30 protein-coding genes and 1 riboswitch are annotated in these 24,093 nt (G+C 45.6%); of the genes, 6 read left to right on the top strand and 24 right to left on the bottom strand.

From position 1 onward, the window contains the following. Window positions 1-51: 51 nt before the first annotated feature. The 3 genes from ACRRU2_RS06455 to ACRRU2_RS06445 all read right to left on the bottom strand — a co-directional run bounded on the left by ACRRU2_RS06455 (window position 52) and on the right by ACRRU2_RS06445 (window position 3,542). Window positions 52-975, bottom strand: coding sequence for an ABC transporter permease (locus tag ACRRU2_RS06455; protein ID WP_432500484.1), 924 nt, complete (start codon window positions 973-975; stop codon window positions 52-54). A 23-nt stretch (window positions 976-998) separates the two neighbouring features. After that, a complete protein-coding gene (locus ACRRU2_RS06450) occupies window positions 999-2,615 on the bottom strand; it encodes an extracellular solute-binding protein (RefSeq protein WP_432500483.1) in 1,617 nt (538 codons plus the stop codon). Between the two features lie 294 nt (window positions 2,616-2,909). Next, entirely contained in the window at window positions 2,910-3,542 is a 633-nt protein-coding gene (locus tag ACRRU2_RS06445; RefSeq protein WP_331701611.1) for an O-methyltransferase, read from the bottom strand. 143 nt (window positions 3,543-3,685) lie between these two features. Here ACRRU2_RS06445 and ACRRU2_RS06440 point away from each other — a divergent pair, with 143 nt between their 5' ends. Together ACRRU2_RS06440 and ACRRU2_RS06435 are read left to right on the top strand one after the other, a co-directional pair. Beyond that, the gene (locus ACRRU2_RS06440; protein WP_432500482.1) at window positions 3,686-4,822 is read left to right on the top strand and encodes a THUMP domain-containing class I SAM-dependent RNA methyltransferase; all 1,137 of its coding nucleotides are present in this window, start codon (window positions 3,686-3,688) and stop codon (window positions 4,820-4,822) included. 49 nt (window positions 4,823-4,871) lie between these two features. Then, window positions 4,872-6,860, top strand: coding sequence for an LTA synthase family protein (locus ACRRU2_RS06435; RefSeq protein WP_432500481.1), 1,989 nt, complete (start codon window positions 4,872-4,874; stop codon window positions 6,858-6,860). 107 nt (window positions 6,861-6,967) lie between these two features. Here the strand turns inward: ACRRU2_RS06435 and ACRRU2_RS06430 are convergent, their stop codons facing one another. From ACRRU2_RS06430 to ACRRU2_RS06400, 7 genes are all read right to left on the bottom strand, one after another. Further along, window positions 6,968-8,353 (bottom strand): PDZ domain-containing protein, encoded by a 1,386-nt coding sequence (locus ACRRU2_RS06430; protein ID WP_432500480.1) that lies wholly within the window; start codon window positions 8,351-8,353, stop codon window positions 6,968-6,970. Between the two features lie 125 nt (window positions 8,354-8,478). Continuing rightward, window positions 8,479-8,706, bottom strand: a complete 228-nt coding sequence (locus ACRRU2_RS06425; protein ID WP_331701615.1) for a DUF1450 domain-containing protein — start codon at window positions 8,704-8,706, stop codon at window positions 8,479-8,481. Between the two features lie 39 nt (window positions 8,707-8,745). Then, window positions 8,746-9,048 carry an iron-sulfur cluster assembly accessory protein gene (locus ACRRU2_RS06420; RefSeq protein ID WP_331701616.1) on the bottom strand — a complete coding sequence of 101 codons (303 nt, stop codon included), beginning with the start codon at window positions 9,046-9,048 and terminating at the stop codon, window positions 8,746-8,748. 34 nt (window positions 9,049-9,082) lie between these two features. Beyond that, window positions 9,083-9,316 carry a hypothetical protein gene (locus ACRRU2_RS06415; protein WP_432500479.1) on the bottom strand — a complete coding sequence of 78 codons (234 nt, stop codon included), beginning with the start codon at window positions 9,314-9,316 and terminating at the stop codon, window positions 9,083-9,085. A gap of 119 nt (window positions 9,317-9,435) precedes the next feature. Beyond that, complete coding sequence (locus ACRRU2_RS06410) at window positions 9,436-10,329, bottom strand: M14 family metallopeptidase (protein WP_331701618.1); 894 nt, start codon at window positions 10,327-10,329, stop codon at window positions 9,436-9,438. Window positions 10,330-10,489: 160 nt separating this feature from the next. Further along, a complete protein-coding gene (racE, locus tag ACRRU2_RS06405) occupies window positions 10,490-11,299 on the bottom strand; it encodes a glutamate racemase (protein WP_331701619.1) in 810 nt (269 codons plus the stop codon). A gap of 158 nt (window positions 11,300-11,457) precedes the next feature. Beyond that, complete coding sequence (locus ACRRU2_RS06400; protein WP_432500478.1) at window positions 11,458-11,940, bottom strand: DUF948 domain-containing protein; 483 nt, start codon at window positions 11,938-11,940, stop codon at window positions 11,458-11,460. 98 nt (window positions 11,941-12,038) lie between these two features. On the opposite strand from ACRRU2_RS06400, the gene ACRRU2_RS06395 reads away from it, so the two are divergent. Further along, entirely contained in the window at window positions 12,039-12,212 is a 174-nt protein-coding gene (locus ACRRU2_RS06395) for a hypothetical protein (protein WP_432500477.1), read from the top strand. Here the strand turns inward: ACRRU2_RS06395 and ACRRU2_RS06390 are convergent. From ACRRU2_RS06390 to ACRRU2_RS06375, 4 genes are read right to left on the bottom strand one after another with little or no spacing between them, the layout of a single operon-like run. After that, complete coding sequence (locus ACRRU2_RS06390; RefSeq protein ID WP_331701622.1) at window positions 12,200-12,874, bottom strand: helix-turn-helix transcriptional regulator; 675 nt, start codon at window positions 12,872-12,874, stop codon at window positions 12,200-12,202. The two genes, ACRRU2_RS06395 and ACRRU2_RS06390, sit on opposite strands and share 13 nt — an antisense overlap. A 41-nt stretch (window positions 12,875-12,915) precedes the next feature. Then, window positions 12,916-13,335, bottom strand: a complete 420-nt coding sequence (locus ACRRU2_RS06385) for a DUF86 domain-containing protein (RefSeq protein WP_432500476.1) — start codon at window positions 13,333-13,335, stop codon at window positions 12,916-12,918. Between the two features lie 22 nt (window positions 13,336-13,357). Further along, a complete protein-coding gene (locus ACRRU2_RS06380) occupies window positions 13,358-13,480 on the bottom strand; it encodes a hypothetical protein (protein WP_331701624.1) in 123 nt (40 codons plus the stop codon). A gap of 17 nt (window positions 13,481-13,497) precedes the next feature. Beyond that, window positions 13,498-13,785, bottom strand: a complete 288-nt coding sequence (locus tag ACRRU2_RS06375) for a Dabb family protein (protein ID WP_331701625.1) — start codon at window positions 13,783-13,785, stop codon at window positions 13,498-13,500. Between the two features lie 138 nt (window positions 13,786-13,923). Between ACRRU2_RS06375 and ACRRU2_RS06370 the strand changes: the two genes are divergently transcribed. Further along, complete coding sequence (locus ACRRU2_RS06370; RefSeq protein WP_331701626.1) at window positions 13,924-14,193, top strand: hypothetical protein; 270 nt, start codon at window positions 13,924-13,926, stop codon at window positions 14,191-14,193. A gap of 65 nt (window positions 14,194-14,258) precedes the next feature. Here the strand turns inward: ACRRU2_RS06370 and ACRRU2_RS06365 are convergent, their stop codons facing one another. The 9 genes from ACRRU2_RS06365 to queC form a co-directional block, all read right to left on the bottom strand. After that, window positions 14,259-14,648 carry a cytochrome C oxidase subunit II gene (locus ACRRU2_RS06365; protein WP_331701627.1) on the bottom strand — a complete coding sequence of 130 codons (390 nt, stop codon included), beginning with the start codon at window positions 14,646-14,648 and terminating at the stop codon, window positions 14,259-14,261. Window positions 14,649-14,776: 128 nt separating this feature from the next. Continuing rightward, window positions 14,777-15,328: a hypothetical protein gene (locus ACRRU2_RS06360; protein WP_432500475.1), complete on the bottom strand. Its 552-nt coding sequence runs from the start codon at window positions 15,326-15,328 to the stop codon at window positions 14,777-14,779. Between the two features lie 108 nt (window positions 15,329-15,436). After that, a complete protein-coding gene (locus ACRRU2_RS06355) occupies window positions 15,437-15,994 on the bottom strand; it encodes a DUF1273 domain-containing protein (RefSeq protein ID WP_331701629.1) in 558 nt (185 codons plus the stop codon). Window positions 15,995-16,688: 694 nt separating this feature from the next. Further along, the gene (locus tag ACRRU2_RS06350; RefSeq protein WP_331701631.1) at window positions 16,689-18,038 is read right to left on the bottom strand and encodes a hypothetical protein; all 1,350 of its coding nucleotides are present in this window, start codon (window positions 18,036-18,038) and stop codon (window positions 16,689-16,691) included. 277 nt (window positions 18,039-18,315) lie between these two features. Next, window positions 18,316-18,591, bottom strand: a complete 276-nt coding sequence (locus tag ACRRU2_RS06345) for a hypothetical protein (protein WP_432500474.1) — start codon at window positions 18,589-18,591, stop codon at window positions 18,316-18,318. Between the two features lie 298 nt (window positions 18,592-18,889). Next, complete coding sequence (gene queF, locus ACRRU2_RS06340) at window positions 18,890-19,387, bottom strand: preQ(1) synthase (RefSeq protein WP_331701632.1); 498 nt, start codon at window positions 19,385-19,387, stop codon at window positions 18,890-18,892. Between the two features lie 43 nt (window positions 19,388-19,430). Further along, on the bottom strand, window positions 19,431-20,189 hold the full coding sequence (gene queE / locus ACRRU2_RS06335; RefSeq protein ID WP_331701633.1) for a 7-carboxy-7-deazaguanine synthase QueE: 759 nt from the start codon (window positions 20,187-20,189) through the stop codon (window positions 19,431-19,433). Beyond that, window positions 20,186-20,629 (bottom strand): 6-pyruvoyl trahydropterin synthase family protein, encoded by a 444-nt coding sequence (locus ACRRU2_RS06330; RefSeq protein WP_432500554.1) that lies wholly within the window; start codon window positions 20,627-20,629, stop codon window positions 20,186-20,188. The genes queE and ACRRU2_RS06330 overlap by 4 nt, the downstream gene beginning before the upstream one ends. Continuing rightward, window positions 20,629-21,336, bottom strand: coding sequence for a 7-cyano-7-deazaguanine synthase QueC (gene queC, locus ACRRU2_RS06325; protein ID WP_331701634.1), 708 nt, complete (start codon window positions 21,334-21,336; stop codon window positions 20,629-20,631). Before queC ends, ACRRU2_RS06330 begins: the two co-directional genes overlap by 1 nt. A 262-nt stretch (window positions 21,337-21,598) precedes the next feature. Further along, window positions 21,599-21,642: riboswitch (PreQ1 riboswitch) on the bottom strand. Window positions 21,643-21,867: 225 nt separating this feature from the next. Between queC and ACRRU2_RS06320 the strand changes: the two genes are divergently transcribed. Continuing rightward, on the top strand, window positions 21,868-22,779 hold the full coding sequence (locus ACRRU2_RS06320; protein ID WP_432500473.1) for a J domain-containing protein: 912 nt from the start codon (window positions 21,868-21,870) through the stop codon (window positions 22,777-22,779). A 20-nt stretch (window positions 22,780-22,799) separates the two neighbouring features. Next, the gene (locus ACRRU2_RS06315; RefSeq protein ID WP_432500553.1) at window positions 22,800-23,255 is read left to right on the top strand and encodes a phosphodiester glycosidase family protein; all 456 of its coding nucleotides are present in this window, start codon (window positions 22,800-22,802) and stop codon (window positions 23,253-23,255) included. Here ACRRU2_RS06315 and ACRRU2_RS06310 read toward each other — a convergent pair. Further along, window positions 23,183-23,587, bottom strand: coding sequence for a zinc ribbon domain-containing protein (locus ACRRU2_RS06310; RefSeq protein WP_432500472.1), 405 nt, complete (start codon window positions 23,585-23,587; stop codon window positions 23,183-23,185). The two genes, ACRRU2_RS06315 and ACRRU2_RS06310, sit on opposite strands and share 73 nt — an antisense overlap. Window positions 23,588-24,093 lie beyond the last annotated feature (506 nt).

Below are 24,093 nucleotides of genomic sequence, written 5' to 3'. Positions count from 1 at the left end.
TCAAACAGCTTCTCTCCAAAAGTGTCCTGTTTTCTCACTTGCACTCTCCCCTTACCAAAGCTTGTTGTCGCTAATCCGCTTGCTGAAGCTGTTTGCACCCACTATAAGCAGAAAGCTGATTACTGCATTGAACAGCCCGACAGCCGCCGTATATCCGTAATTGCTTTCCAGAATACCTTTGCGGTAAACATAAGTTGAAATTACATCGGCCGTTTCATAGGTTTGCGGATTATACATCAACAACACTTTTTCACTGCCTACTGTCAGCATGGAGCCCATATTGAGAATAAACAAAATGGCGATTGTCGGCATAATGCCTGGCAGCGTAATATGAACGACCTGCTTGAAACGGCCTGCCCCATCCATTTTTGACGCTTCATAAAGAGAAGGATCTATCGTTGACATAGCAGCCAAATAAATAATCGTTCCCCAGCCTACTCCTTGCCATATGCCTGAAGATACAAATAAAGTTCTAAACCAGCCGGGCTCCCTCATGAACGCAACAGACTCTACTCCGAAAAAAACCAAAAGCTGATTGACTATACCGTCTCTTGCAAAAAAGTCCACCATCATACCGACAACAACTACGATCGAAATAAAGTGAGGCAAGTAAGATATCGTTTGTACGAAGCGCTTAAACAACTGATGCCTGAGCTCGTTGAGCAGCAGCGCCAATATGATCGGAGCAGGGAACCCAAAAACCAGCTCATAAATATTAATCAGCACTGTATTGCGAATCAGCCGCCAAAAATAATATCCGTTGAAAAAATCGCTGAAATGCTGGAATCCGAGCCACGGGCTGCCTGTTATGCCTTGTGCGGGACTGAAATCTTTGAATGCAATTTGCAAACCGTACATCGGTCCATAGTGAAATATCGCATAGTAGGCAATGACGGGTATGGCCATCAGGTACAGCATTTTATTTTTAGAAATATCAGTTACAATGACGTGAAAGCGCAGCTTCCTTTTTTTCATACCGATTCATTCCCTTCGGACAGCTACCGCTTGTTGTAACGGTCAAGCGCCGCCTGCTGAATTTTTGTCGCCTCTGCGATGCCCATGCTTTCCAAAGTATTGACAAACTTATCAAACTGATCAAGCGACTCCGAGCCTATAATAAACTTGACATACATTTCACCTTTGTATGTGTTGATATCCGTCATAATCGACGAATATTTACTGCTTTCTTCACGAGATGGCGTTATAAGCGGCAGTTGCTTTTCTCCTGTAGGCTCTGCCCATACTTTTTTTGCATTTTCCATGGCCGGCGTATCAATTCCTTGTTTGGAATTACGCACATCGCTTACAAATGGCCCATTCCAATTGGAGCGGTTATGCTTGGCTTGCGATTGCTGCAACGGCAATCCGCTAGGGTCCTTCAACACCTCTGGCAAATACTTCGGGAAACCGTTCTCCATCGTGTAGCTAACGCCTTCCTTACCGAAATTAAATAGCAGATTCCCTTCCTCGCCATATGCGAAGTCCAGCCATTTAATCGTTTCCTCAATATTTTTATTGGAGCTGCTTATTGCTGCGCCGAGACCTGTTACAGCATAATCACGCTGTCCGAATAGCGGCTTGTCACCTTTATTGATTACAGGATAACCGATACCTTCCAATTGAAAGCCAGGCTGTTTTTCTGACATCAAATTCATATATTTTCCAAGACCGCCAACAACAAACAATGGAGCTGCGCCGATTTGATTGCCAGTCATTTTAGCATCGAATATTTTGCCGTCTGTTACTGCAAAATCCTTATCCAGCAAGCCGTCTGCATAAAGCTTGTTCATATAAGCAAGAAACTCTTTATATTCCGGTTGTGCGGGACCGTATTTGACAACTCCGTTTTCTTGATAGAAACCGTTCGATATTCCCCAAGCGCCGATGAACATATTGGATAACGTGACATTGTCCTCGCTAATGTAAAGCGGTATTTCATCCGCCTTGCCATTTTGGTTCGGATCTCCGTCTTTAAATGCCTTCAATACGTTATACCAATCGTCCAGCGTTTCCGGTTTATCAAGCTTCAAATAGTCCAGCCAGTCTTGCCTGATTACAGGTCCATAAAAAATTCGGTGCTCATCGACGCTGCGGATAAACGGAAAAGCAATAATATTGCCGTCATCGGTTGTAATTTGCTTTTTCCAATCCGGATGATCATCCAATATTTTTTTCAAGTTTGGAGCATGCTCTTCGATAAGATTTTTCAAATCGATAATTTTTCCGTCCTTCAACGCCTTTTCAGGCCCTCCCGGATACAAATTCCAGGAATACTCGATAACATCCGGCAACTTGTCAGCAGAGACCATCAAGCTGAACTGCTCCGCTTCCTGCCCTTGGGGCGGATGCTGAAAATCGACAGCTACACCTGTAATGCGCTGCAATTCTTTATACGTTTCAATTTCGTTATAGCTTTTCATCGTAGCTGCTGCTTGTCCGCTCATCGGCGCCCAATAAGTAAGCGAGGAGAGCTTCTTCGGCTGTTCTTCTTTATTATTGCTGTCCGGGCCGCCCGTTTCGCTTTTCCCCCCTCCGCAGGCACTTAGCATCAGCATTACTGTCAGCATCATTGCAACTGTTTTGAAAAGCGTAGGTTGTAACCAATTTTTTGTCATTTTACAACTCCCCTTCAAATTTTCGTCTTTGATTAAGCCCCTTCAAGGCAGCCTGATTACGTAATCAATATAAAGCGAAAACGCTGTCATGCGATAGATACATTTTTTAAACTGGCAGTGTATATTTATAAAGTTTCCTTTATTTACGGGCTTTTTCGGCATTTATGACTGAAAATCCTATCGTTTTTCAAATTACAAAAAGACCGCCTATAAGCGGTCTCATATTGGAAATACTATGAAAGTGAAATAATTATAGCTTGATTCCAGTCTTGCGCCTAGCTCTTCTCACTCGTGCTACTTGCGCACAATTGCGATCGCCAATCCGTCATAGCCCGGCAAAATAGTGCTTTCCAGCCTTGGATCGTTTGCAATCGTTTCATTAAAGGCTCGGACTGCCTGCACAGATGGTCCCTGCTTCGCTTCATCGAGCGTTCTGCCTCTTAAAAAAATATTGTCGCCGACTATAATGGCGCCAGGCTCCGCAAGCTTAATAGCGTAATCCAAATAAACCGGATAGCCTTCCTTGTCCGCATCGATAAAAAAGAAGTCAAAGGTTCTGCCCTGCTCCTCCAGCTTCGCAAAGCTGTCTCTGGCATCCCCCAGCATATATTCTACATGCTCGCCTAGCCCAGCCAGCTCCATATGCTGCTTCGCTACTTCGGCATATTGCTCCAGCAGCTCAAGCGATACAAGCGAGCCGCTGCCTGACAAGCCCCGTGCCAGGCATATTCCGCTGTATCCGCCAAGCGCGCCAACCTCAAGCAATTTGGAAGCTCCGCTCATTTTAACGAGCATCGTCAGCAGCCGACCATAGCCATCCGCTACAGAAATGCTGGGCATACCCTTGGCTTCAATATTTTGCTTTACTATTTGCAGCAAAGGGTCTATTTTATATAAGTCATCAACATATTTTTCATTTTGTAACATTTTACCATCTCCATTATTTCGCTATTTGTGCATTTCACGCCATTAAACTATACTTAATTGTATGTTTTTATATAGGAAGTGACAAGCACAGCTATTAGACTAACTTAAACTTATAGACTATTTAAAAAGAAAGAGTGTGTACGATGAATCAATTGCAGTTAATTGCCACTGCCCCTATGGGACTTGAAGCCGTTGTGGCAAGAGAATTAAAAGAGCTTGGCTACGCAGAGCAGCGTGTAGAAAACGGCAGAGTGCACTTCACAGGCGGGCTAATCGATATTGCCCGGGCTAATTTGTGGCTGCGCAGTACGGGAAGAGTGCTTATTAATATGGGCAGCTTTCCTGCAACTACGTTTGAAGAGCTGTTTGAGGCTGTAAAAGCGATGGATTGGCCGGCCTGGATTCCAGAGGATGGTGAATTTCCCGTCAATGGCCGCTCTCATAAATCTCAGCTTTCCAGCGTACCGGCATGCCAAAGCATCGTCAAAAAAGCGATTGTAGAGAAGCTGAAGGAGCACTATCATACGGAATGGTTTCCGGAAGATGGAGCTCGTTACGTCATTGAAGTAACATTATTGCATGATGAAGCGTTAATAACTATTGATACGTCCGGTTTTGGGCTTCATAAGCGCGGCTACCGCAAATTTTCTACTGAAGCTCCGCTGCGCGAGACGCTAGCTGCCTCACTCATACAGCTAAGCCGCTGGCGCCCTGAGCGTCCCTTGTACGATCCGTTCTGCGGATCTGGCACTATTCTGATTGAGGCTGCCATGATTGGCTGGAACATCGCACCGGGATTGCGCCGTTCGTTTGATTGCGAGAACTGGCCGCAGATGTCTGACAAGCTGTGGGATGAAGCTAGAGAGGAAGCATTTGATTCCGTCAAAGATGATATTCCACTGCAAATTGCAGGCTCGGATATTGACCCTGGAGCCATTGAAATTGCTGAAGCGGCTGTGCGCAAAGCCGGCTTTGGCAAAGATATCAAGCTGCAGGTTGCGTCAGTATCCAAAGCCAAGCTGCAAGGAGAGTATGGCGTTGTCATTACTAATCCGCCATACGGCGAGAGACTCGGCGATGATATCGAAGCCGAGCGCGCACTGCGTGATTTTGGACGTACGGCGCTTTATTATCCGACCTGGTCCTATTTTGCCATTAGCCCGTCTAAAACGATCGAAACGTATTTCGGCAAAAATGCGGATAAAAAACGCAAGCTGTACAACGGACGCATTCAATGCGATTTCTATCAATTTTTCGGGCCATTGCCGCCCAGAGCTTAATTCAGCAGTATTATAAATTCTGTCGTTTTTTAAGGAGGCACTCCTAATTATGCAAGTGGGTAAATTTTTGCGTACTGCAGCAAGCTGGTCACTTAGCTGGCTTGATCGGCTGTTCGCAGTAGATGTTGTTTTATTTGCAGTCGCATTACTTTTAAAGCTTTATTATTTCAACCATTTATTATCCGTCAAATATATGAATATGACAGCTGCGATGGCAACCATTGAACTGGGCGCCATCATGCTGCTTGGCTTCTGGACATTGCTGCTACCGACAAGGGGAAGACTGCTGGCTCTTATTATTTTAAACTTTGCTGTATCCTTCCTTTTGTTTGCAGACGTTGTTTATTACCGTTATTTCCAGGATTTAATTACGGTGCCTGTGCTGCTTCAGGCTGGCCAGGTTGAATCGTTGGGCGGAAGCATCAGCACGCTTATACATGTGCCTGATTTCTTGCTTTTTTTCGATTTCGTCATCCTTATTCCGTTTGCTGTTTATATGCTTTGGAAGGGGCGCAAAGATTTGCGCGCAGCCAAGGAGACGCGCAAGTCTGCTCCTTTATGGCGTACGATGGCCATCCGGGTCGTATTGGGCGCATGCGTACTTGCTGTCGGCTCTCAGCTGTACTTTCCTAATGTCAATGCCGCTAAGGAATCCTCGAAAAGCTTGTTCGCTGGCAACTGGTGGAACCTTTCCATCTACAATGCGGTAGGTGGACTAGGCTTTCACAGCTATGACCTGTCTCGCTATGCCAAGCTGAACTGGTTCAAATCGGAAACCGTGTCCGCTCAGCAGCAATCGGAGACGCAGCTATGGCTGCAGCAGCGCGGACAGGAGCGCAAGGATCTGGAGAAGGATCCAACCTTCGGCGCTTATAAAGGAAAAAATGTTCTTATGGTGCAGGTAGAGGCGCTCCAGGACTTTATGTTCAATACATCCATTGGCGGCAAAGAAATTACGCCAAATTTGAACAAACTAATGAAAGAAAGTGCCTATTACTCTAATTTCTATCATCAAACTTCTAACGGCAGAACCTCTGATGCTGATTTTGCCGCCAATTGCTCGATGCAGCCGATTATGAATGGCTCTGTATTCATTCAGTACTCAGGCCATACCTTTGATTGCATGCCTAATATTTTAAAGGATCATAATTACTCAGCCAGTGTTTTTCATGCCTATCAGGGAGGCTTCTGGAATCGCAATTCCATGTACAAGAGCATGAACTATGATATGTTCTATAACCTGAAGCATTTCGTAACCGACGAGTCAGTCGGCTGGGCTGTCGGAGATAAATCCTTCTTCCGTCAATCGATGGACGTTCTTTCCGATCAGAAAAAGCCTTTCTATGGATTTTTAATTACGTTGACGAGCCATCATCCTTATTCTATGCCTGCCGCAGAGAAAAAGCTTGACGTAGGAGAGCTGACCGATACGATTCTAGGCAACTACTTGCAGTCGGTGCACTATTTGGATGCTGCGGTCGGTGAGCTGGTTGATCGTCTTAAAGCGGAGAATCTGTGGGATGATACTATACTCATTTTATACGGAGATCATGATAATTCTATTAAGGATTGGGAGCTTTATGCCAAATTGTTCGACAAGCCGCTTACAGAATTTGAGCAAAAACGCTTTAACAAACAGGTCCCTCTCCTTATTCATCTGCCTGATGGCGCTTATGCAGGAGAATACAAAATGGCAGGCGGCCAAACTGATCTAACGCCAACAATTTTACATTTGCTTGGCATATCAACAGCTGATTATTACATGCTTGGCATGCCGCTATTGCTAAAAGACCCTCTTTCAGATCATATCGTCGTGCAGCGCTATGGCACTTGGTCAAACGAAGAGCTTTATTATATCCCGACAAGCAACACCAGCGGCACTTGCTACTCCCTTGAAACCGGTGAGCCTGTAGACGGCGCCAAGTGCGCTGCCGCTACAGAAAAGGCTAATGAAGAGCTGATGATGTCTGACAATGCCGTCATTCATAATTTAATTAAAAACTTTAGGAAAAATGGCGCGCTGGAAGTAAAAGGTTAAGCAAGAATAAATGGCTTCGCTAAAAAAAAGCTATCTGCGCAGCAGTTCAACATTGAACGCTGCCAGATAGCTTTTTTGAATAGTTTCAAGTTAGAGGCGAAGCATATTTATTTGTGATTCGCCTCTAGCCAGGCCAGTATGTCATCTATCGTTGCTACCGGCACAATATTGAGCTTCGGAGCCGCTTTGCGAGCAGCCGCCTCCCCTTCAACAGGCACAAAAAACACCTCTGCGCCGGTACGGCTTACTGCGTATGCCTTCTGAGGAATGCCGCCTACCATACCGACACTGCCGTCAAGCTCTATCGTGCCTGTACCCGCCACTTGAATCTGATGCAGGACGCCGCCTGGCGTCAGCTGATCAATAAGAGCAAGCGTCAGCATCGCGCCATGCGACGGCCCGCCCAGATGCGCCAAGTATTGATTGTATGCAATCGGAACTGGTGCATCAAGCTTAACCTCGGTTTGAATCGTAACTCCAACGACCGCTCTGCTCTGGTCATCCGGCGAACCGGCCGCGATTAGCTTGATTGCAACGGCTTCTCCGGCCGTACTGCGCCGAACTTCAATTCGGATCGTATCCCCCGGCTTAACATTTTCTTTCATATACTGCTGCATAGCTTCGCTAGTAAGCACTGCATGATCGTTAATAGCAACAATAATATCTCCTGCTTGCAGCTTACCGTCTGCCGGACTGTCCTTTAATATGCCTACCACTCGCACACCGTCCGCTATTACCCCTGCGCCTTTTCCGGTTTTTTGCAGCGCTATTGCAGCGGCCAGCTGATTGGCATCACGCTTCATAGCGATGACCTGTGCAAATTGCTCGCTGAGTGGCGGCTCGTTATCCGGTATTTTGCTTATTTCATATTGCGGAAACAAGCGCGCAAACAGCCAATCGGCCAGCACAGCAGGCCGGTCAAAGACGAGCACGCCATCCACGGCACCGGTCGCTCTTCCGCCTTCAATAGCTGCATAACGGTTCATATCCAGCGTCATGCCGGGATAGGTGACTTCATATCGAGTCGGCACGATAATAAAGGACAGCAACAGCGCTACGGCAGCCAGCTTGCCTATGCTTGTCCACAGCTGCCTTGCTGTGCCTGCGCTTCCAATTACAATGTCCGATATGACAAGCAGCACTAATGGAATTGCTGCAATTATAAGCCAATTATACGGCTTGCTTGGGAGTGCAAGCAGAATAATAACTGTAACGCTCAGCGTCATAATCAAGTATCGTACTATTATAAGTATGTATATTAGAGTATGGGATGCAGCTGCTGCGCCCTTGGCAGCTCCCAGGCTGCGCAGCTGTCTTAGGCCCTGCCATGCACCTGCCAGCCAAAGCAGCGGAATAAGCAGCAAGCCGTAATACAGCCAGTCAATGATTTCTATCCAGTGCATGCCGTTGCCCAGTACAAGCGGAGCAGGAAGCCAGATTAATTCTGAGAGCAGTATGGCCAGTATTGCTGCTATAAAGCCAAGCCAATACAATAAATACCGATTTTTATATGCGGTCGCATGCTTCTCGTTCAGTTGTATTCATTCCTTTCGGCAACTTGTACCTAAAATAGCCCAACAGCTTCCGAGCGTTGTTGGGCCAATTGTGTATATAATAGTTATGATTTCACATAAACGAGTGCCTTTTCAATGGCATCATCCTCGGAAGTTCCCTTAATATATCGTCCGTTAACAAATACGAACGCTGTTCGCTTGCAAGGTCCGCAATACGATTTGCAGCCGATTCTAACTTCTGTATCAGGCACCAGCTTTTGCAGTTTGGCAACAGTAGACTTCATACGCATATGCTGGCATTTGTCGCATACTCTTATATCGTTTTTAGACATACTTCATCACCTTTTTCGCTCTTTACACTAATCCATAATTTAATGGTCGCCATGATTTCCTTTAGATGGATTCGAGATAGCAAAGCCTTCCTCCGGCACATAAAAATAATCAATTCGAACGCCGTCCAGCAGCTCGTTATCCTTTTCCAAAATAACATCGATCTCTTTGTCAGTCGATACAACTACATCTTTGTCCGTAGGCTCATCGACGCCCATTCCATAATGAGCATGATCACCATGAGAATGAGTCACATATACTCTAAGAAGCTTTCCGGCATTTTCAGGCTTATCGAGCTCAAGCTTTAGCATTTTAGCAGCATTGCGTGTAATTTTGCATTTCATGATTAGTCCAGCTCCTCAAGTACATTGAATGTAATTACTTTATATTATACTTCCTGCCCATCCTGCTAGCAAACCACTCCGCCACAATCATCGTTACGGCAATATCATCAATCGGTATAAACGGCATAAAGTCCGGAGAAATCCAGTACACGAGCACTGGCACAATAAACAATAGCTTGTCCAAAAAAGAAACTTCCTTACTTTTCAGCAAACGAAAAATAAGGAGAAAGGTCTGTTTCCAGTGACGCAATGAAAGCAGCTTGCGCATATCGTCTCCGTCCTTTAATCAATGTAAGTATTATTATCATTTAATTAAAGGAAGTATAACATACATCTATCTTTTAATTCCAACCTTTAACTGGCTGAATCGCAAAAACAGCAATCCTTTTACAGCTGAATCAGTTCCAGCAGCAGCGGCTTAAGCTCGCTATAAATATCCTCAAATTGATCAAGAGGAAGGGGGGTTTGCCCAAAGCCCGCCTCGACGGTAAAGCCGGGCCTGCTGTATTTTTTTATAAACCAATCCTTATAACCTGCATCGCTGCCGCTTAACTTAATTGGGGCATAGCCGCTAGCCTCGCCTAGCCGCTGTGCCATTGCTTCCGATTGAGGCGGCTCAAAGCCGCGGTAATTCCAATAAATTTCTCTGCCTTGGGTATGAAGAGCCGCAACGGAATAAAAAGGTATACGGTCTGTCAGCAGCGCGATCGCGGCAGCTTCCGGCTCGCTAAGCGGGTACGGGCCAGGATAATCTTGAGGCGAGGGCTGTGTTACCCCTCTGCGCTCGCATTCCTCCTGCCAAAATGCGGGAAACTGATCGTTCAGATCCACACCGCGAATATTAGCCTTCCACCCTGCAAAATTTTGCGAGCCCTCATTCCATTGCAGCAGCTCATTATAGAGCGGATGCTGCGGATTAACGCCACACTGCGCCAGCTCGGCGCCATCAGGATTGACCATCGGCACTGCCCATATTGTAACTTCATTGCATAAATTCTCTATTTGCCGCTCTTCCATTGAACCGGCGCCAGCATAGGCGGCGCACAGCTCGTTCATAAATCGCATCAGCAAAGCAGATGTTATCCATTCATTGCCGTGAAAAGCGCCATTAATATGAATAAGCTTGGATCCATTGCCGCAGCGCAGAGCGATCAGCGGCTTTCCCATCACACTATGCCCAATAACATGAACAGCTGTAAATGGATACACTTGAGCTAATTGGCTGCACTGAGCGGCTACGTCGTCATTCAAATACAGCACATTTTCCTTCCATTCAGACATTCGCAAATTCTCCTCTCTCTTACGCTCCTACCATCGTATGAGAAGAACAGCCTGTCTTAGAATCTCTTCTTAGGAAACTTCCATCCTGCAACCACATATAAAAAGGCTGTCTCTGGAGAGCTTACACTCTCTAGGACAGCTTCCGGCTATTGGTTCATCGTTAACTGATATTAGGCACTTGCCAAACGACAGGAGTGAGCTCAATCTGCTTGTCAAGCCATTGCTGTGCAATATGCTTGAACATATGCGGCTCCCCGCTGCAAAAAAAGTGATGGACTGGAACTGCTTCTGTTTTGGCAAGCTTGCGCTTATCCTGCAAAATCGTACTAACCTCTCTTGCCGTCTCCTCGGCCGAGCTAATTAAATTAACATTCTGACCCATTACCTCTGATATCGTATCCGATAAAAATGGGTAATGCGTACAACCGAGAATAAGGCAGTCAATCGGATAGCTTCTCATATGCTCGATTGAGCTGCGCACGACCTCATATGTTTCTGCCGAACGGAAATTGCCGCGCTCGACTAGCGGGACAAATTGCGGGCATGCTTCACTCACCACCTGAACATGCGGCGACAGCTCGCGCAAAGCATCCTCATAGGCGCCGCTCTTGATCGTGCCTTCTGTTCCAATAACGCCTACGCAGCCTGTTTTTGTTCGGCCAATCGCGGCTCGGGCTCCAGGATTAATAACGCCTACGACAGGAATTGCTACTCGCGAGCGTATATCCGTCAAGGATACTGCTGTCGCTGTATTACATGCGATAACGATCATCTTCGGCTGATATTGAATTAAATAATCAACGATTTCTCTTGTAAACTGCCTTACTTCTTCAGGCGTTCGCGGCCCGTAAGGCGTTCTTGCTGTATCACCAAAATAAATAATTTTTTCACGCGGCAGCTGGCGCATTACTTCTTTCACGACTGTAAGACCGCCCACGCCAGAGTCTAATATTGCTATCGGCTGTTGCACATGCACACCGCTTTCTCAAACGTATTGAAGGATATTATAATATATGATACGGATACATAAAACGTAACCTTATCTTATCGTAAATCAAAGCTTCGTTCAACAATTTAACAGTATGCAGAAGCAAAAATCGACAAACTTTACACACTTCGTTCACTACTTTAAACCTCAACGAGCGCTTCCTCTTGCCCGCTTTGCTCCATCTTTACCGCTCTGCTTCTTCCTTTCTGCCAAAGCTGCCATGCTATAACAGCAATCTCGGCCCACTGAAGTGCCTCATCCACCTGCTTCTGCTGCTTTTTCGAAGATTGCTCAACGTATCTGACCGCTGCATCAGATAGCAAATTTGTTAAATGACCTGCTGCTTTGGATACTTGATCGACTGCCTCGCTTGCTTGCTCCGCTGCCTGAAAAAGCTTCCTGCTGCTTTGCAATTGATCATTAATCGCTTGTACGGTATCGGCTGCGGGCTGTAAAATAAGACCTAACTCAGTCTGTGTAGCCTGCACCTGCTTGCCCAGCTCTTCAATCGTAATTTGCATACGTCCCCAATGAACAAGCGCCTTGTGAAGCGCAAGTAATATACCTGCAACGAGCACAACAAATGCGCCAGCCGCAATAGCGATACTCCATTGCCCAATCATTTCTTCACTTCCTTCGCATGCCAAGTCTTTGTCGTGCATGATCCAATCTAGACTAACGCCTACTTATCTACAATCAGTATAAGCAGCAGCAGCTTGTTTTGACACACTTGGCATTGCTTCCTGCGCTAACTGGCTTGGGCAACGGGCTGACGCAAACCGGCTCAGCTTCGCCTGCATGGCATCCGACTCGTCACTTATACTTTCTTATATTAAAAAAAGCTGCCCCAAAGGAGCAGCCGCAAGGCATGATTTTGTTGATTCAGCCAATATGATAGCTGCAACGGTTTTGTCCTTTAGCCAAACATTCCGTACGCTTTACTGAAACATTCAACAGCTCTTGAAATAAAGCCAATTCACATTGGCAGGCCTGCTCATACTTGCCTGCTACCTGCGCTATAGGGCAATTGTATTCGTGCAGGATGAAGCTGTCATCGCCTTTTCGCTCAACCTCCGTCATATACCCACCAAGATTTTGAATATCGGCAAGCTCCGCAACGCGATCCTGCAGGCTTTTATTATTCATGCGAGCCGCATAGCGATCCAGCAATTTTTGCTTCCGTCCATTGAACATAATCTCGATCAAAGCGTTGGTTTCCGGTTTATCCGCCAGCTCTGCAAGCAAATCAAGCGTCAGTGCATCATAATTTTTTGGAAATAAACCGTCAGCAGCTTCAGTCAGCTCAAAAGCATGATAAGGCCTGCCCATAGGCTGTTTTATCGATAAAATACGCACGCTGCCCGCTTTCTCAAGCTCGTACATATGCCGGCGAATAGCCATTTCGGTTAAACCGATCGCTTGCGCCAGCTCGCTTGCGCTCATTGCACCCTTCTTCTTAAGCTGCAGCAAAATACGCTCACGCGTTGTTGAGGTTTCCTTTGCAGACTTACGCGATATTTCCTTACTTTTGAGTTCTTTTTCCTTGCTCCGGTTCATTTCCTCACCTCCCCTTCCTTGCCTGCTTCCGGTTCCTTCGTTTACAGCTCGCGTTTCAAATACTGCTCAACCGCTTCCTTAAAAGCTGGAAGCAGGCTTGCAAGCTCAGTCGTTAATGGATGCAGCTCCGCCCTCTGCCACTCGTAATATTGCTGTACAAGAGGCTTGCGCAGCTTAACGAGCTCCATTAGCGTTGGCTGCATATCGGCGGGAAATACGCCTTCCTCGCCCGTAATATCAATAATATCCTCATAGCTGCTTGCATCACGCATAATAAAGCCATCAATAATATAACTGCCTACATCTGTTACCGTCTCAACAGCCAAATGAAGTGCGCGTTCCTGCGCCAAGCCTTGCAGCAAGCTGCCTTGCCATTGCTTAGACAGCTCTTGCAGCGCTTTGGTAATCTCGTCGATCGCTTGCAGCCGAACGGCTATTTGCTCAACATTTACATAATACATAGCTCTGCTCCTGCTCTGTTTATTATTTCTGCTTACGCTTCGCTTTGCGTTTTAGCCAAGCTACCATAATAATACTGCCGAGAATAATGACCAATAAATAGGTCAATATTTCATATACGTCCCGCATATCTGATCCGTCTGACATATCGTTTATCCTTCCTCTCAGCTGACAAAGTCAACGCTGGCTGATGCTTCACGCACTTGCTTCATATGTTCGATTACAGCTTGATGAACCGGATGAACCTGATAAGCGTCAAGCGCCTCCATAGAATCAAACTTTGTAATAAGAGCAATATCATAAGAACGATCAGAATGAAGCACATCAATTCCCACTTCAATATATTTCAGTTGATCAATTTTACCTTCCATATCGCGCAGCACTTGCGCAGTTCGCTCAACACTTTCAGGGCTGTTATCCTTTAATTTAAAAAATACAATATGAGTTAGCATCAAAATATCCTCCCAAATATAAAACTGAGTTCAGCCGAAAACAGACTTCGGCAGTTAAGCATGACTTTTAGCCTTTTGTCACATAATAACCTATGCAGCAGCATTACGGCAAACTTTTCGTAAAGGAGCTATAAGACTATGCGCTATAGATTAACAGCAATTGCCACCCTTATCGGAGTTGCAATTTGTGCATTTAATTATACAGGCTATGATCCGCATAATATGTTTTTCTTTATGCTTAGCATTCCCGCCTGGTTTGTCGACTTTTTTGTCGATGTCCATGAAGTCAGCGTACTGCTCATGTACGTGCTTACAATTATTACCTGGGCTTTGCTTGGATTTGCAGCCGACTGGATGATTGCCAGGCAGCGTAAGCAATATGAAGGCCGGGATAGCGCCAGCCAATAGCGTAAAAACAGCAGGAAATTTGGAAAAAGGAGCCTGATCGGCTCCTTTCCATACATTACATTCTATTATGCAGCCTCTACTACAAGCTTGGATTTCATCGTCACGTGTCCTTGACCGCATGGAATATTACAGTAGATTACATATTCACCTGGTTCAGTTAGCTCGATCTCGGCTTGAGGGTTATCCTTATTAAGATCAACATTCAACTCATCGATTCCAACACCATGAACCTTCATTTTGTCTTCAAGCTTGAAAATAACTTTTTCTCCCACTTTTGCAGTATACACTTCTTCACCGAATGTAAAGTCTGTTTTTGCTACAAGCTTCATTAGTACTGTTCCTTCCGGTAACGATGCTGATTCATCAACCGGCTTCTCTGGCATACCAAAACCTAGTAGATATACACCTAACAAGGCTGCCGCAGTAAAGAAAGTAAACATGATCCACTTATGCATTGCTTCGTGCTCCCCTTTGCGTTCATAATGTCTACCTCTTATAATACCTAACAATAGCAGATTTTCTCAACCTTAATCTATTCAAAGAAGGAAAGTTTTTTAGCTTTTTGACAAATCAATGAACTTTATTAAGTTGATAGAATAATATATTGCTTCAGCATCCGCTCAGATTCTGCTTTCACAAAACCCCACAGCATAAAAAAATGATGGTGGTAACCGCGGCATACATACTTGGCGTGCAGTCCGTCGGTCTGCCGCTTCTCCTCGTATACCTTGATGCCATGCTCTCGGAACAATCGGCGTGTATGGGCAAGATCAAGCAGGACGCGATCCTGAACCGCGCGAAGCATCGATTCATACAGACGGGGCAGCTTCATGCCGGCTGAATCAATTACGCGAATATCATGATTAAGAATTTGCATCATAATACCAAGCAAAATATGCCGCTTTACCAGCTGCAGCTCCGCCTCCGTCTGAATAGGCGGCGAGCCTGCGCCCTTCTGTAATTGTGCGGGCTCACTGCCGTCCTTGCTTTGCTTAACGCCTTGATGCGTATCGGCCTTACCGCTATTGTCGCTATTGTCGCTATTGCCGCTCTCGCGTTGCCCGCTGCCGCCTGCTGTACCTGCCAAATTAGCCGCACCTATCCTTGTTACAATTTTCTCATTTATTACAGCCATTGCCGACCCTCCAAGCGCGAACAGCTGCTTGCAAGCAAGCTATTCACACGCAAAAATAAGAACATCTGTTCTTATTATATGCGGATCTCGAGCATTTATGCAAGTAGGCTAATCTGGAAGCTGAAAGCTTTGTTCATCGGCGATGCTTTGGATCTCCTCAGCACTTATCGAAATAATAAGGTAGTCCTCTTCGTTTTGTTTTTTAAGCGCCTTTTCCTTTAAATATTTCGGGCTTGCCTCGCCCAGCTCCTCATCATAAAACAGCAGCAAGCCGTCAGTTTTTCTTAGCAGTAATTGGTCGCGGGCGGCAAATTGCCACGGACCGCTGTACGGCTCCTTGCTCAAAGCTGTATAATAATCAACCTGCCTGATCATCTGATCGGCGTATTCCTTCTTCTCCTCCTTCCAATCCTTCGTATAGTCGCTATATGCCGCTATTATCGATACTTTCAGCTCCGGAAAGCTGCTTTTAAGCTCAAGCGCCGCCTCGCACGCCCATAAATCCGTTCCGTATTGGCCGGGTGTAATCACCCACTCGAGCCCATCCTCAAGCAATGGAACGAGCCTGTTTTTGACAGCCTGCTTAATAAAAGCGACCCCTTTATGCTTCTGGCTGAAAATATTCAATTCATGAGCGCGATAGCCCGTAACAAGCAAATTTTTCATATCGCTGCAACCCTCGTTTTCATATTGTCACTGAGCCTAGTATTTTGCATAAGCAAGCTGCTGTCAAGCTCAGCGTAATTTCAGCAGATAACCCTTAATAAAGTTGATCAGATCGGCCTAGTTCGACCTTTTATGGATTATCCTGCGAGTTGAGAAACAATTCTAATGAAGCTGACAAGCGCTATTTCAACGAAAACAGCTCATTTTAAATTGTAACGAAGATAAGTAGCTCTATGTGTGAACAATCCACGTTTTTAGGCACCTTTGACCTCAATAAGGCAGGATATCTCCGTTAGATTTTTTTCAACAACGTTTTTAGTATAATAGCGTTTCTGGCATTCGTTACATTCCTAAACAGTTTTTCAACAGCCTGATATCCTGTACTTAGTTTGAAGAAATTTGGCCTTTTAGTGATTCTAAGGGGAAAAACTTCTTTAGTTTAGCGGAATTCGCAGGATATAGGGTGATTCAATAAAACTAGATACATGAAATACATCTAGAATCGTTTATTCGGCAAAAAATGAAAATCTAGATGCACAAAATGTACTTAGCTTTCACGAGCGTGGATGTAGCACTTGTCCATTCTACATTGCATACTTTTTCAACTGCCAGATAGTAAGGGAGCAAAAAAGCTCCGTCCACCGCATAAGCGGCGAACAGAGCTCTTCATGGCGCAATTCTACATGGCGTAATATTATAGCGACTCTCCGTGCAAGTAGTTGAAGAATGGCGCATCTACCCAGAATTGATACGGCGTAATAATAACATTAGGATCAATAGCCTTGAAGCCCGCTACCACCTTCGCAGAATCTTCATTTAATGAGAATGGATGAACTTCATAAACGCTGTCCGGATCTGTAATCAAATTGTTAGTAATCACTTTGTAATCAGCCAGCTCAGTTGCTGAGAAGTAGAGCGGCTGCCACCATGAGCCAGCAATAAGACCCGATTGATCAGCTTCGTTTTTCTTAGCATACGTTAAAATAACGTTTTGGAATGCTGCTTTATCCTTAGTGCTGAAAAATTCAAATGCAAGATCATATTCTTTGGAATAAGCAATAAAATTGCCATTTTCAATTTGGACAACATTCGGACCTGGATCGCCCCACTCAGCCAAATGAATATAAGCTGATGTTTTCGGCTCAAACTGCACCTTCGCATCCAAGCCTTCACTGCGCAATAGGCCAATTAGCTGAAGCGCATGCTTGAAATCGGAATGGCCGTATCGGATCGTCAACGATTCAACGAAGTTGGAATGAAAGCGCGAATCTTTCAAATTATAACCGGTTACCAGCTCCTGCTCTAGCGCTTCGTTAACAAGCTTTTGCAAATCAGGCGCATTAATAATGTCAGAAGTAGCATATGCCGTATTCAATTTTGCAAAAATATCCGCATCGCTCACATAGCCGATATAGTTTTTATAAAGGCCTTTTGCTTCCAGTACTTTGCCAAGCAAAACGTTAGCAAGCTTCACGTCAGCTGCCGCGCCAGGCTTGAAGCCTGCGTAGCTTGCTTCCGGCAGAAGTCCGGAATCTACAGCGACAGCCAATTCCTGCGCTACCTGAGTGCCAAGTCCGCTGCTAGTAATATTCAGCGCCTTCAAGGAATGATTCACCTTGTCTGCCGGATAAGTAAGAGCAAGCTCCTGGAGCTCAGCTGCGCGTACCGCAATTGAAATAGCTACCGAATTCGTCAGCACACGCTCTCCTTGGATAGCTGGCCCTTTCAAAATGCCTTTTTCATACAAGGCTGCAGCAGCTGGAAATAATGCGTCTCCCGCCTTCAAATCCGTGAACGGCTGGTCCTTTCCTTCTGCTTTATAATCTAGTATACTGGCAACTGCTTTAATAAAATCGCCTTTCGTAATTGAGCTGTTTAGGCTAATATTGTATTTGTCCTTTAAAAATACGCCGTACTCCTCAGCATCTATTGGACGCTCAGCTGTAGCGGATGCGCCATAAACTGTCGATTGCGCTGTCAGCAAAGCGAACGCCAGCAGCAGCGCCGCCAGCCATTTGAAGTAGTTGGACTGCAGTCTTGTCATGTAATGACCTCCTAGTAAGTATGTACAATTCATATTTTTCCTATCGGAATTATGTAGATAGAATTATAGCAATAGATTAATAGAGTTGTCAACACTATTAAAGTCAAAGATCTACCGTTTATTTCCTCTAGTAACGATAAGGGATCGCATTGCGATTCAAGCTTGGGCGGCGATACCGCTTCTCCAGTCCAATCTGCTTGCCCTCTGTCACTCTTTCTTATTACCATAATCCGACATGGTCACTCGTTTCGTTATTTATCTTAAAACCGCCATTTTTTTAAATTTTCTCGGTCACACGTTCCGCTATTTGCCTAAAAACCGCCATTTTTTTAATTTCGCGGACACACATTCCGCTATTCGTTTCCCAATGGGACTTTTTCTTCGATTTATTGACCAATAGCGGAACGTCTGTCACTTTACCCCCGCCAAACTGCAATTTGGGCCGCAATAACGGAACGTCTGACCGCCAGGAAGCCGCCAGGGAAGCCGCCAACTCCTCAAGAGCCTGATTTACTGCATCCGTTTTGATAGAACTACACCATACTTCACACATAAAGCTGCTGAAATTCGTTAGTTTGGGATTCCGACCGCTGTTGTAGTCCAATTTTTTGATGAAATAACCCCTGTCAAGGATAAAATTGGCCTACAAAGAAGGACGCTCCCGCTTCTCCATTCCCAATCTTGCTCTTCGTTCCCCTTTCTTTTTGCATGCCAATCGTTGCCCACAATCGACACCCTCGTCAGCTTCGTTAAAAAACAATAGAGCCTTTTCTACTTGTCGTAGTGTCAGCTCTATTGCCCAATAATTAACCTAAGCGAAGCTTTTTCTGCGCTCTATTATCTATTGCAAATTATCTATTATCAATTTTCTCCGGGTACATATCGTGATTCATCAGACGATGCTCCGCCATTTGCTCATACTTTGTCCCCGGCTGCCCCCAATTGCAGTAAGGATCGATTGAAATGCCGCCACGAGGCGTAAATTTACCCCACACTTCAATATAGCGCGGCTCCATCAGTTTAATCAGATCGTTCATAATAATGTTCATGCAATCCTCGTGAAAATCACCATGATTGCGGAAGCTGAACAAATACAGCTTCAGCGCCTTGCTTTCCACCATCAGCTGATCCGGAATATAGGAAATATATATTGTCGCAAAATCAGGCTGGCCTGTCATTGGACATAGGCTTGTAAATTCCGGACAATTGAATTTTACGAAATAATCCCGATTTGGATGCTTGTTTGGAAATGATTCCAATATTTCCGGAGAATACGCAAATGTATACGTCGTTCCTTGACTGCCAAGCAAAGAAATACCGCTCAGCTCTTCTTTAGTTCTGCCTTCCATAGTCGTTCATCCGCCTTTTCATTTTTTTCATTCGACTGGACGTCTACACGCCCTTTTTATTGCCCCAAATCCATGTATGCAGCTGCGGCAGCACGTATACATCGCGCAGCGCCTCATCCGGCATTACTTGTTCAATCAGCCATTCATAACGGCCTAGCAAATAAGGCAGCAGTACAGCTTCGTTAGTCTCAGCCAGCTCCTCATTGCCAGCTTGAAGATAAAACGGAACATGCTCATACTTGCTGTGCACCTGCTTGGCGAATATTAAGTCCTGCTCATCAAATACAACTACTTTTATGCAGAAGCTGCGCCGACCAGCTTGCAGTTTGCTAATAATATCGTCCAGCACGCCCCAGTTTGTCTCCATCCCCGAGCTGGGCGGCTTGGGCGACAGCGTAAGCTCGTCTATCGCTTCAAACCAGCGCTGCCAGCGGCTGCCTTGGGTTTCCAGCGCCACTGCAATACCGCGCTCGTGCAGCCCGTCTATAAGCTCGCCCAGCTGCGGCAGCAGCGCAGGATTTCCTCCGGACAGCGTCACATGGTTAAAGCTGCTTCCGCCTGTAACGGCCAGCTGCCCGATAATTTCTTCAGCCGTCATAAGCTGAATATCTCCCTTGCCGCTGCCGTCCCAGGTAAACGCCGAATCGCACCACGAGCATTGATAGTCGCAGCCGGCTGTTCTGACAAACATCGTCTTCCGTCCAACGACCATGCCTTCCCCCTGAACCGTAGGTCCGAAAATTTCCATTACAGGTATCTTTCTTGCCGCACTGCTGGCGGCTCGAGTGCCAGCAATAGTCATGTCGAAGCCTCCTTGCGCTTGGGGCGGTAAATGCAATAGCTGGTCGGTGTCTCTCTTAAAAACACCTGCACACACTGCGGCTTGTTTGGCCGCTCATTCAAATGCTCCTGTACAAGCTCATATATAATACGCGCTACTACTTCGGTTGTTGGAAACTGTGCGGGATTGCTATTGCTGAACAGCTTCGTATCATCATTTAGCAGCGTGTGATCAAATCTTCCGTGAATAAGCTGCTTAATGAGAGCAAAATTGACGAGAAATCCTGATTCATCAAGCGTATCTCCTGCTATTGTGATATTGGCGTAATAGGTGTGTCCATGAACATACCGGCATTTTCCTGCCCCCTCCGAAGGGACGTAATGCGCTGCGGCAAACTGTAAATCTTTGTTCAGCTCATACTCATAGGGATGTACTGCCGCTGGATAGATTTGCTGCAGCATCAATTTCTCGCCTCCCTATGCTCGAACGGCTCCCGCTTGCCTGCAGAGACGGGCACAGCGCTGCGTACGGCTAAATAGCTTCGCAAGCCATTGCTGCGCAGCTGGCATGCCGGGCACTGCCCGCAGCCGTCTGCGATTACGCCGTTATAGCATGTAAGCGTGCGGCTTCTTACAAATTCAAAAGCGCCTAGCTCATCCGCTAGCTGCCAAACCTCCGCTTTGTTCAACCACATGAGCGGCGTATCCAGCACGAAGGAATAATCCATCGCCAAATTAAGCGTCACATTGAGCGACTTTATAAATATATCGCGGCAATCCGGATAACCGCTGAAATCTGTTTCACTAACGCCGGTGACAATATGCCGGGTTCCTGTCTGCTTGGCCAGCACAGCAGCGAAGCTAAAAAATAAAAGATTGCGGCCATCTACAAATGTAGTCGGAAGCTCTCCTTCCTTTTCATCAATCGCGATTTCTGTGCGGGTAAGCGCATTTGGCGCCAATTGATTCAGCAAGGACATATCAAGCACATGGTGCTTGACGCCCAGCTCTTTGGCGATGTCAGCGGCGCATTGGAGCTCCAGAGCATGGCGCTGCCCGTAATTGAACGTAACTGCCTCCACCTCATCGAACTGCTTTAGAGCCCAGAATAAGCACGTTGTGCTGTCCTGCCCGCCGCTAAATACTACTATTGCTTTTTCTTTGTTCATACGTAATAACCATCCTCTCTGTTATGGAGAAGCAGAGTTACGCTTGACTTCCGACATGAAGAAACACCTGTGGCTTAGCTGGCTGGCGTAAGAATGCTCTGTTTCTCACGGCCTGCGCCGGCGCTTCTTCATGCATTTTAAAAGCAGCTGCTTAATCATTGCCCGCTTTTAAAATATTAAAAAACAGGAACGGCGTGCTTCAGCCTCCCTTGAGACTGAAACACGCCGAACACAAAACGACGATGCCAATTATGGCCATCGCTTAGTTTTAGTTTTTTATAGAGGGAGTTCGCGAACCTCTCCCGAGCCTGCCGCAGCTGGCGCAAGCATCGGATTTCTTCTTTAGTTGTCCTTCGCTACTATAGCATACCCCTTCTTAAACGTCCACTCGTCCAAAACAGGCATTATATTTGCGTTACTCTCGAATTTCCGTATACTAGAAGATAGAGAGCTTTACAGGTTGAAATGATATATCTATTAACAAACTTTTCATCGAAACATTCAGCTTTTTCATACTAATATTGAGGTGACATGGTGGAGGATTTAAAAAAACAATACGAAATACTGGGATTGCCTGAATTTGCCGACAAGGAAGAAGTGGAAAAACGCTATTCCCTGCTGCTGCGCCGAGAACGCTCCCGCCAAAAGCTGGAAGCCCCTGACGAGGCATCATCGCAGGAGAATGGGCTTGACTTTGAACAAGTTACTGCAGCCTACAAACAAATATTAGCTTATGAGGACCAGAAGTTTACAGAAGCCTTCAATGAACAGGAATACGGCAAATACAAGAAGCTTTCCGGACAAGCGCAAAAAGTCGACCACTTCTGGCGCTATTACAAATATCATACTATCGGCGCCATCGCCGCCGTCGCTCTTCTCATTTACGGCATTATAAGCTTTATTGACCATCAGGAGGAAAAGAAACGGCTGGCCAGCTTGCCGCCCGTCGATGTAAGCGTTATGTTTATGGGCACCTTCGGCATGAAGGAAAATGATGATAAATTCGATCGCATCAACGATGCGCTGCTTGAAGCTTTTCCGGACTGGTCGCGCTTTGATTCCAACATTATTTTTGTGCCTAAAGATGATATGAACCAGATGGCTTATTTGCAAAAGGCTACTGTCATTTTGGCAACTGAAATAGATGATCTTTATGTGATGGATGAGGCGATGCTGCATTGGATTGGACAGCAGGGAGCTTTTCTTGATCTTGGAGAAGAGCCGATGCTCGCCCCGCTTCTCACAGAGCAAAACAGCAAAAAATTTGCAATTCAAGAAGATCCGACTGAAAGAATTTACGCTGTAGATCTTGGACAAACGGAATTCGTCAATGATGTCCCTGTACTAGGGCAAAACTTTTACGTCGGTATTCGCATAAATGCCAAAAACCCTGAGAAGGCCAAGCAATTTTTGAAGCATTATTTAGAAAAAGCAGCTCAGTAATTTGTTCGTTAAACACTTGACTGAGATTAGTAAAGGATGGCAAGCTTGCCTTGAACGCGCAGGCGGAAGGATTTACAGAAGCTAAAATACTAACAACCGCAGCGAGCAGAAGCGGGATTTTTGTTAAAAAAGACAGCACCGTTGTAATTGCAACGATTGCCGGCGCCACCATGAAGCAATGGGGCGAGGTGATGCTCGCATTAGGCGCAGTTGACGGCATGAACCTTGATGGCGGAGCATCCTCCGGCATGTACGCTAACGGAAAATATATTACAACGCCTGGCAGACTGCTAAGCAATGGGCTGATGTTCGGGAAAAAACTTGAAGTGGTAAACAAGCGGCTCCAAAATAAAAGGGAAAGGTCTTTTGTCAAGAACCTTTCCCTTTATTTGATTTATGACGATTATCCGAAGAAAATATCGATCAGCGTGCCTGCTGTACCTATATTTTTACCTGTTAATACATTTGGATCATAAATTTCCACATAACCGCAATTGCAGCATGAAATAAACAAATAATGATTATATTGCACATTAAGAAGCTTGCTTAGCCCCGTCCCCGTCATCGCCAGCTCTCTAATTTCAGCTTCCTCATGCTCGCATTTGCTGCATTTAAATTTTAGCAGGAGCAGCTCGCGAATGTTCTCCAGGCTAAGATTTTCCGCATAACTGTCTTGCTCCAGCTCATCTTCATTGACAAAGTAAACCTGGCCGTCTCTGTCCAGCAGAACTTCATGTCTGCAACTCGGGCAAATATCGTTGACAATGACAACTTCTTCACCGCACCACGGGCATTCCACTTGTTCCATAAGCCCTTCCCTCCAATATATTTTTCATTTGGAAAAATTGTCTTACTCTATAAAACGTCTATTTGCCGCATTAGTTTCATAAAGCTATAAATTGGAGCGTCTAAGCGCTATGGAGTATGCAGTTGCCTTACCTTAGGGTATCAATATGAATCAATATGGTCACACATTCCGCTATTTGCCTTAAAACCACCATTTTATTATTTACGCGGTCACACATTCCGCTATTCGGCATAAAATGGGGCTTTTTCTGCGATTTATGTATCAATAACGGAACATCTGTCACTTTGCTGCCTCAAAACTGCGATATAAGGCATAATAACGGAACGACTGACCAGCTAGGGAAGCTGGCGATTCATTGCGGATTAGGCTAACGATCGCCAGGAGGGTGTCGATTAATTGTTAATAGGGCAATAAGCAATCGAAAGGATGCTACTACGATCAAGTTTGGGATTGCACAATGAATTGCGACCTCCTCACAACCGTTAAGCACTAACAGTTCTCAGAAG

Source organism: Paenibacillus sp. GXUN7292 (assembly GCF_050864975.1).
In the GTDB taxonomy this organism is placed as follows: domain Bacteria; phylum Bacillota; class Bacilli; order Paenibacillales; family Paenibacillaceae; genus Pristimantibacillus.
This window is presented reverse-complemented; position numbering and strand designations above follow the sequence as displayed.

Coding starts and splice junctions, on each gene's coding strand:
- ACRRU2_RS06455 (WP_432500484.1), bottom strand. CDS start 975: ATGAAAAAAAGGAAGCTGCGCTTTCACGTCATTGTAACTGATATTTCT.
- ACRRU2_RS06450 (WP_432500483.1), bottom strand. CDS start 2,615: ATGACAAAAAATTGGTTACAACCTACGCTTTTCAAAACAGTTGCAATG.
- ACRRU2_RS06445 (WP_331701611.1), bottom strand. CDS start 3,542: ATGTTACAAAATGAAAAATATGTTGATGACTTATATAAAATAGACCCT.
- ACRRU2_RS06440 (WP_432500482.1), top strand. CDS start 3,686: ATGAATCAATTGCAGTTAATTGCCACTGCCCCTATGGGACTTGAAGCC.
- ACRRU2_RS06435 (WP_432500481.1), top strand. CDS start 4,872: ATGCAAGTGGGTAAATTTTTGCGTACTGCAGCAAGCTGGTCACTTAGC.
- ACRRU2_RS06425 (WP_331701615.1), bottom strand. CDS start 8,706: ATGTCTAAAAACGATATAAGAGTATGCGACAAATGCCAGCATATGCGT.
- ACRRU2_RS06420 (WP_331701616.1), bottom strand. CDS start 9,048: ATGAAATGCAAAATTACACGCAATGCTGCTAAAATGCTAAAGCTTGAG.
- ACRRU2_RS06415 (WP_432500479.1), bottom strand. CDS start 9,316: ATGCGCAAGCTGCTTTCATTGCGTCACTGGAAACAGACCTTTCTCCTT.
- ACRRU2_RS06410 (WP_331701618.1), bottom strand. CDS start 10,329: ATGTCTGAATGGAAGGAAAATGTGCTGTATTTGAATGACGACGTAGCC.
- ACRRU2_RS06400 (WP_432500478.1), bottom strand. CDS start 11,940: ATGATTGGGCAATGGAGTATCGCTATTGCGGCTGGCGCATTTGTTGTG.
- ACRRU2_RS06390 (WP_331701622.1), bottom strand. CDS start 12,874: ATGAACCGGAGCAAGGAAAAAGAACTCAAAAGTAAGGAAATATCGCGT.
- ACRRU2_RS06385 (WP_432500476.1), bottom strand. CDS start 13,335: ATGTATTATGTAAATGTTGAGCAAATAGCCGTTCGGCTGCAAGCGATC.
- ACRRU2_RS06380 (WP_331701624.1), bottom strand. CDS start 13,480: ATGTCAGACGGATCAGATATGCGGGACGTATATGAAATATTGACCTAT.
- ACRRU2_RS06375 (WP_331701625.1), bottom strand. CDS start 13,785: ATGCTAACTCATATTGTATTTTTTAAATTAAAGGATAACAGCCCTGAA.
- ACRRU2_RS06370 (WP_331701626.1), top strand. CDS start 13,924: ATGCGCTATAGATTAACAGCAATTGCCACCCTTATCGGAGTTGCAATT.
- ACRRU2_RS06365 (WP_331701627.1), bottom strand. CDS start 14,648: ATGCATAAGTGGATCATGTTTACTTTCTTTACTGCGGCAGCCTTGTTA.
- ACRRU2_RS06360 (WP_432500475.1), bottom strand. CDS start 15,328: ATGGCTGTAATAAATGAGAAAATTGTAACAAGGATAGGTGCGGCTAAT.
- ACRRU2_RS06355 (WP_331701629.1), bottom strand. CDS start 15,994: ATGAAAAATTTGCTTGTTACGGGCTATCGCGCTCATGAATTGAATATT.
- ACRRU2_RS06350 (WP_331701631.1), bottom strand. CDS start 18,038: ATGACAAGACTGCAGTCCAACTACTTCAAATGGCTGGCGGCGCTGCTG.
- ACRRU2_RS06345 (WP_432500474.1), bottom strand. CDS start 18,591: ATGTGTGAAGTATGGTGTAGTTCTATCAAAACGGATGCAGTAAATCAG.
- queF (WP_331701632.1), bottom strand. CDS start 19,387: ATGGAAGGCAGAACTAAAGAAGAGCTGAGCGGTATTTCTTTGCTTGGC.
- queE (WP_331701633.1), bottom strand. CDS start 20,189: ATGACTATTGCTGGCACTCGAGCCGCCAGCAGTGCGGCAAGAAAGATA.
- ACRRU2_RS06330 (WP_432500554.1), bottom strand. CDS start 20,629: ATGCTGCAGCAAATCTATCCAGCGGCAGTACATCCCTATGAGTATGAG.
- queC (WP_331701634.1), bottom strand. CDS start 21,336: ATGAACAAAGAAAAAGCAATAGTAGTATTTAGCGGCGGGCAGGACAGC.
- ACRRU2_RS06320 (WP_432500473.1), top strand. CDS start 21,868: ATGGTGGAGGATTTAAAAAAACAATACGAAATACTGGGATTGCCTGAA.
- ACRRU2_RS06310 (WP_432500472.1), bottom strand. CDS start 23,587: ATGGAACAAGTGGAATGCCCGTGGTGCGGTGAAGAAGTTGTCATTGTC.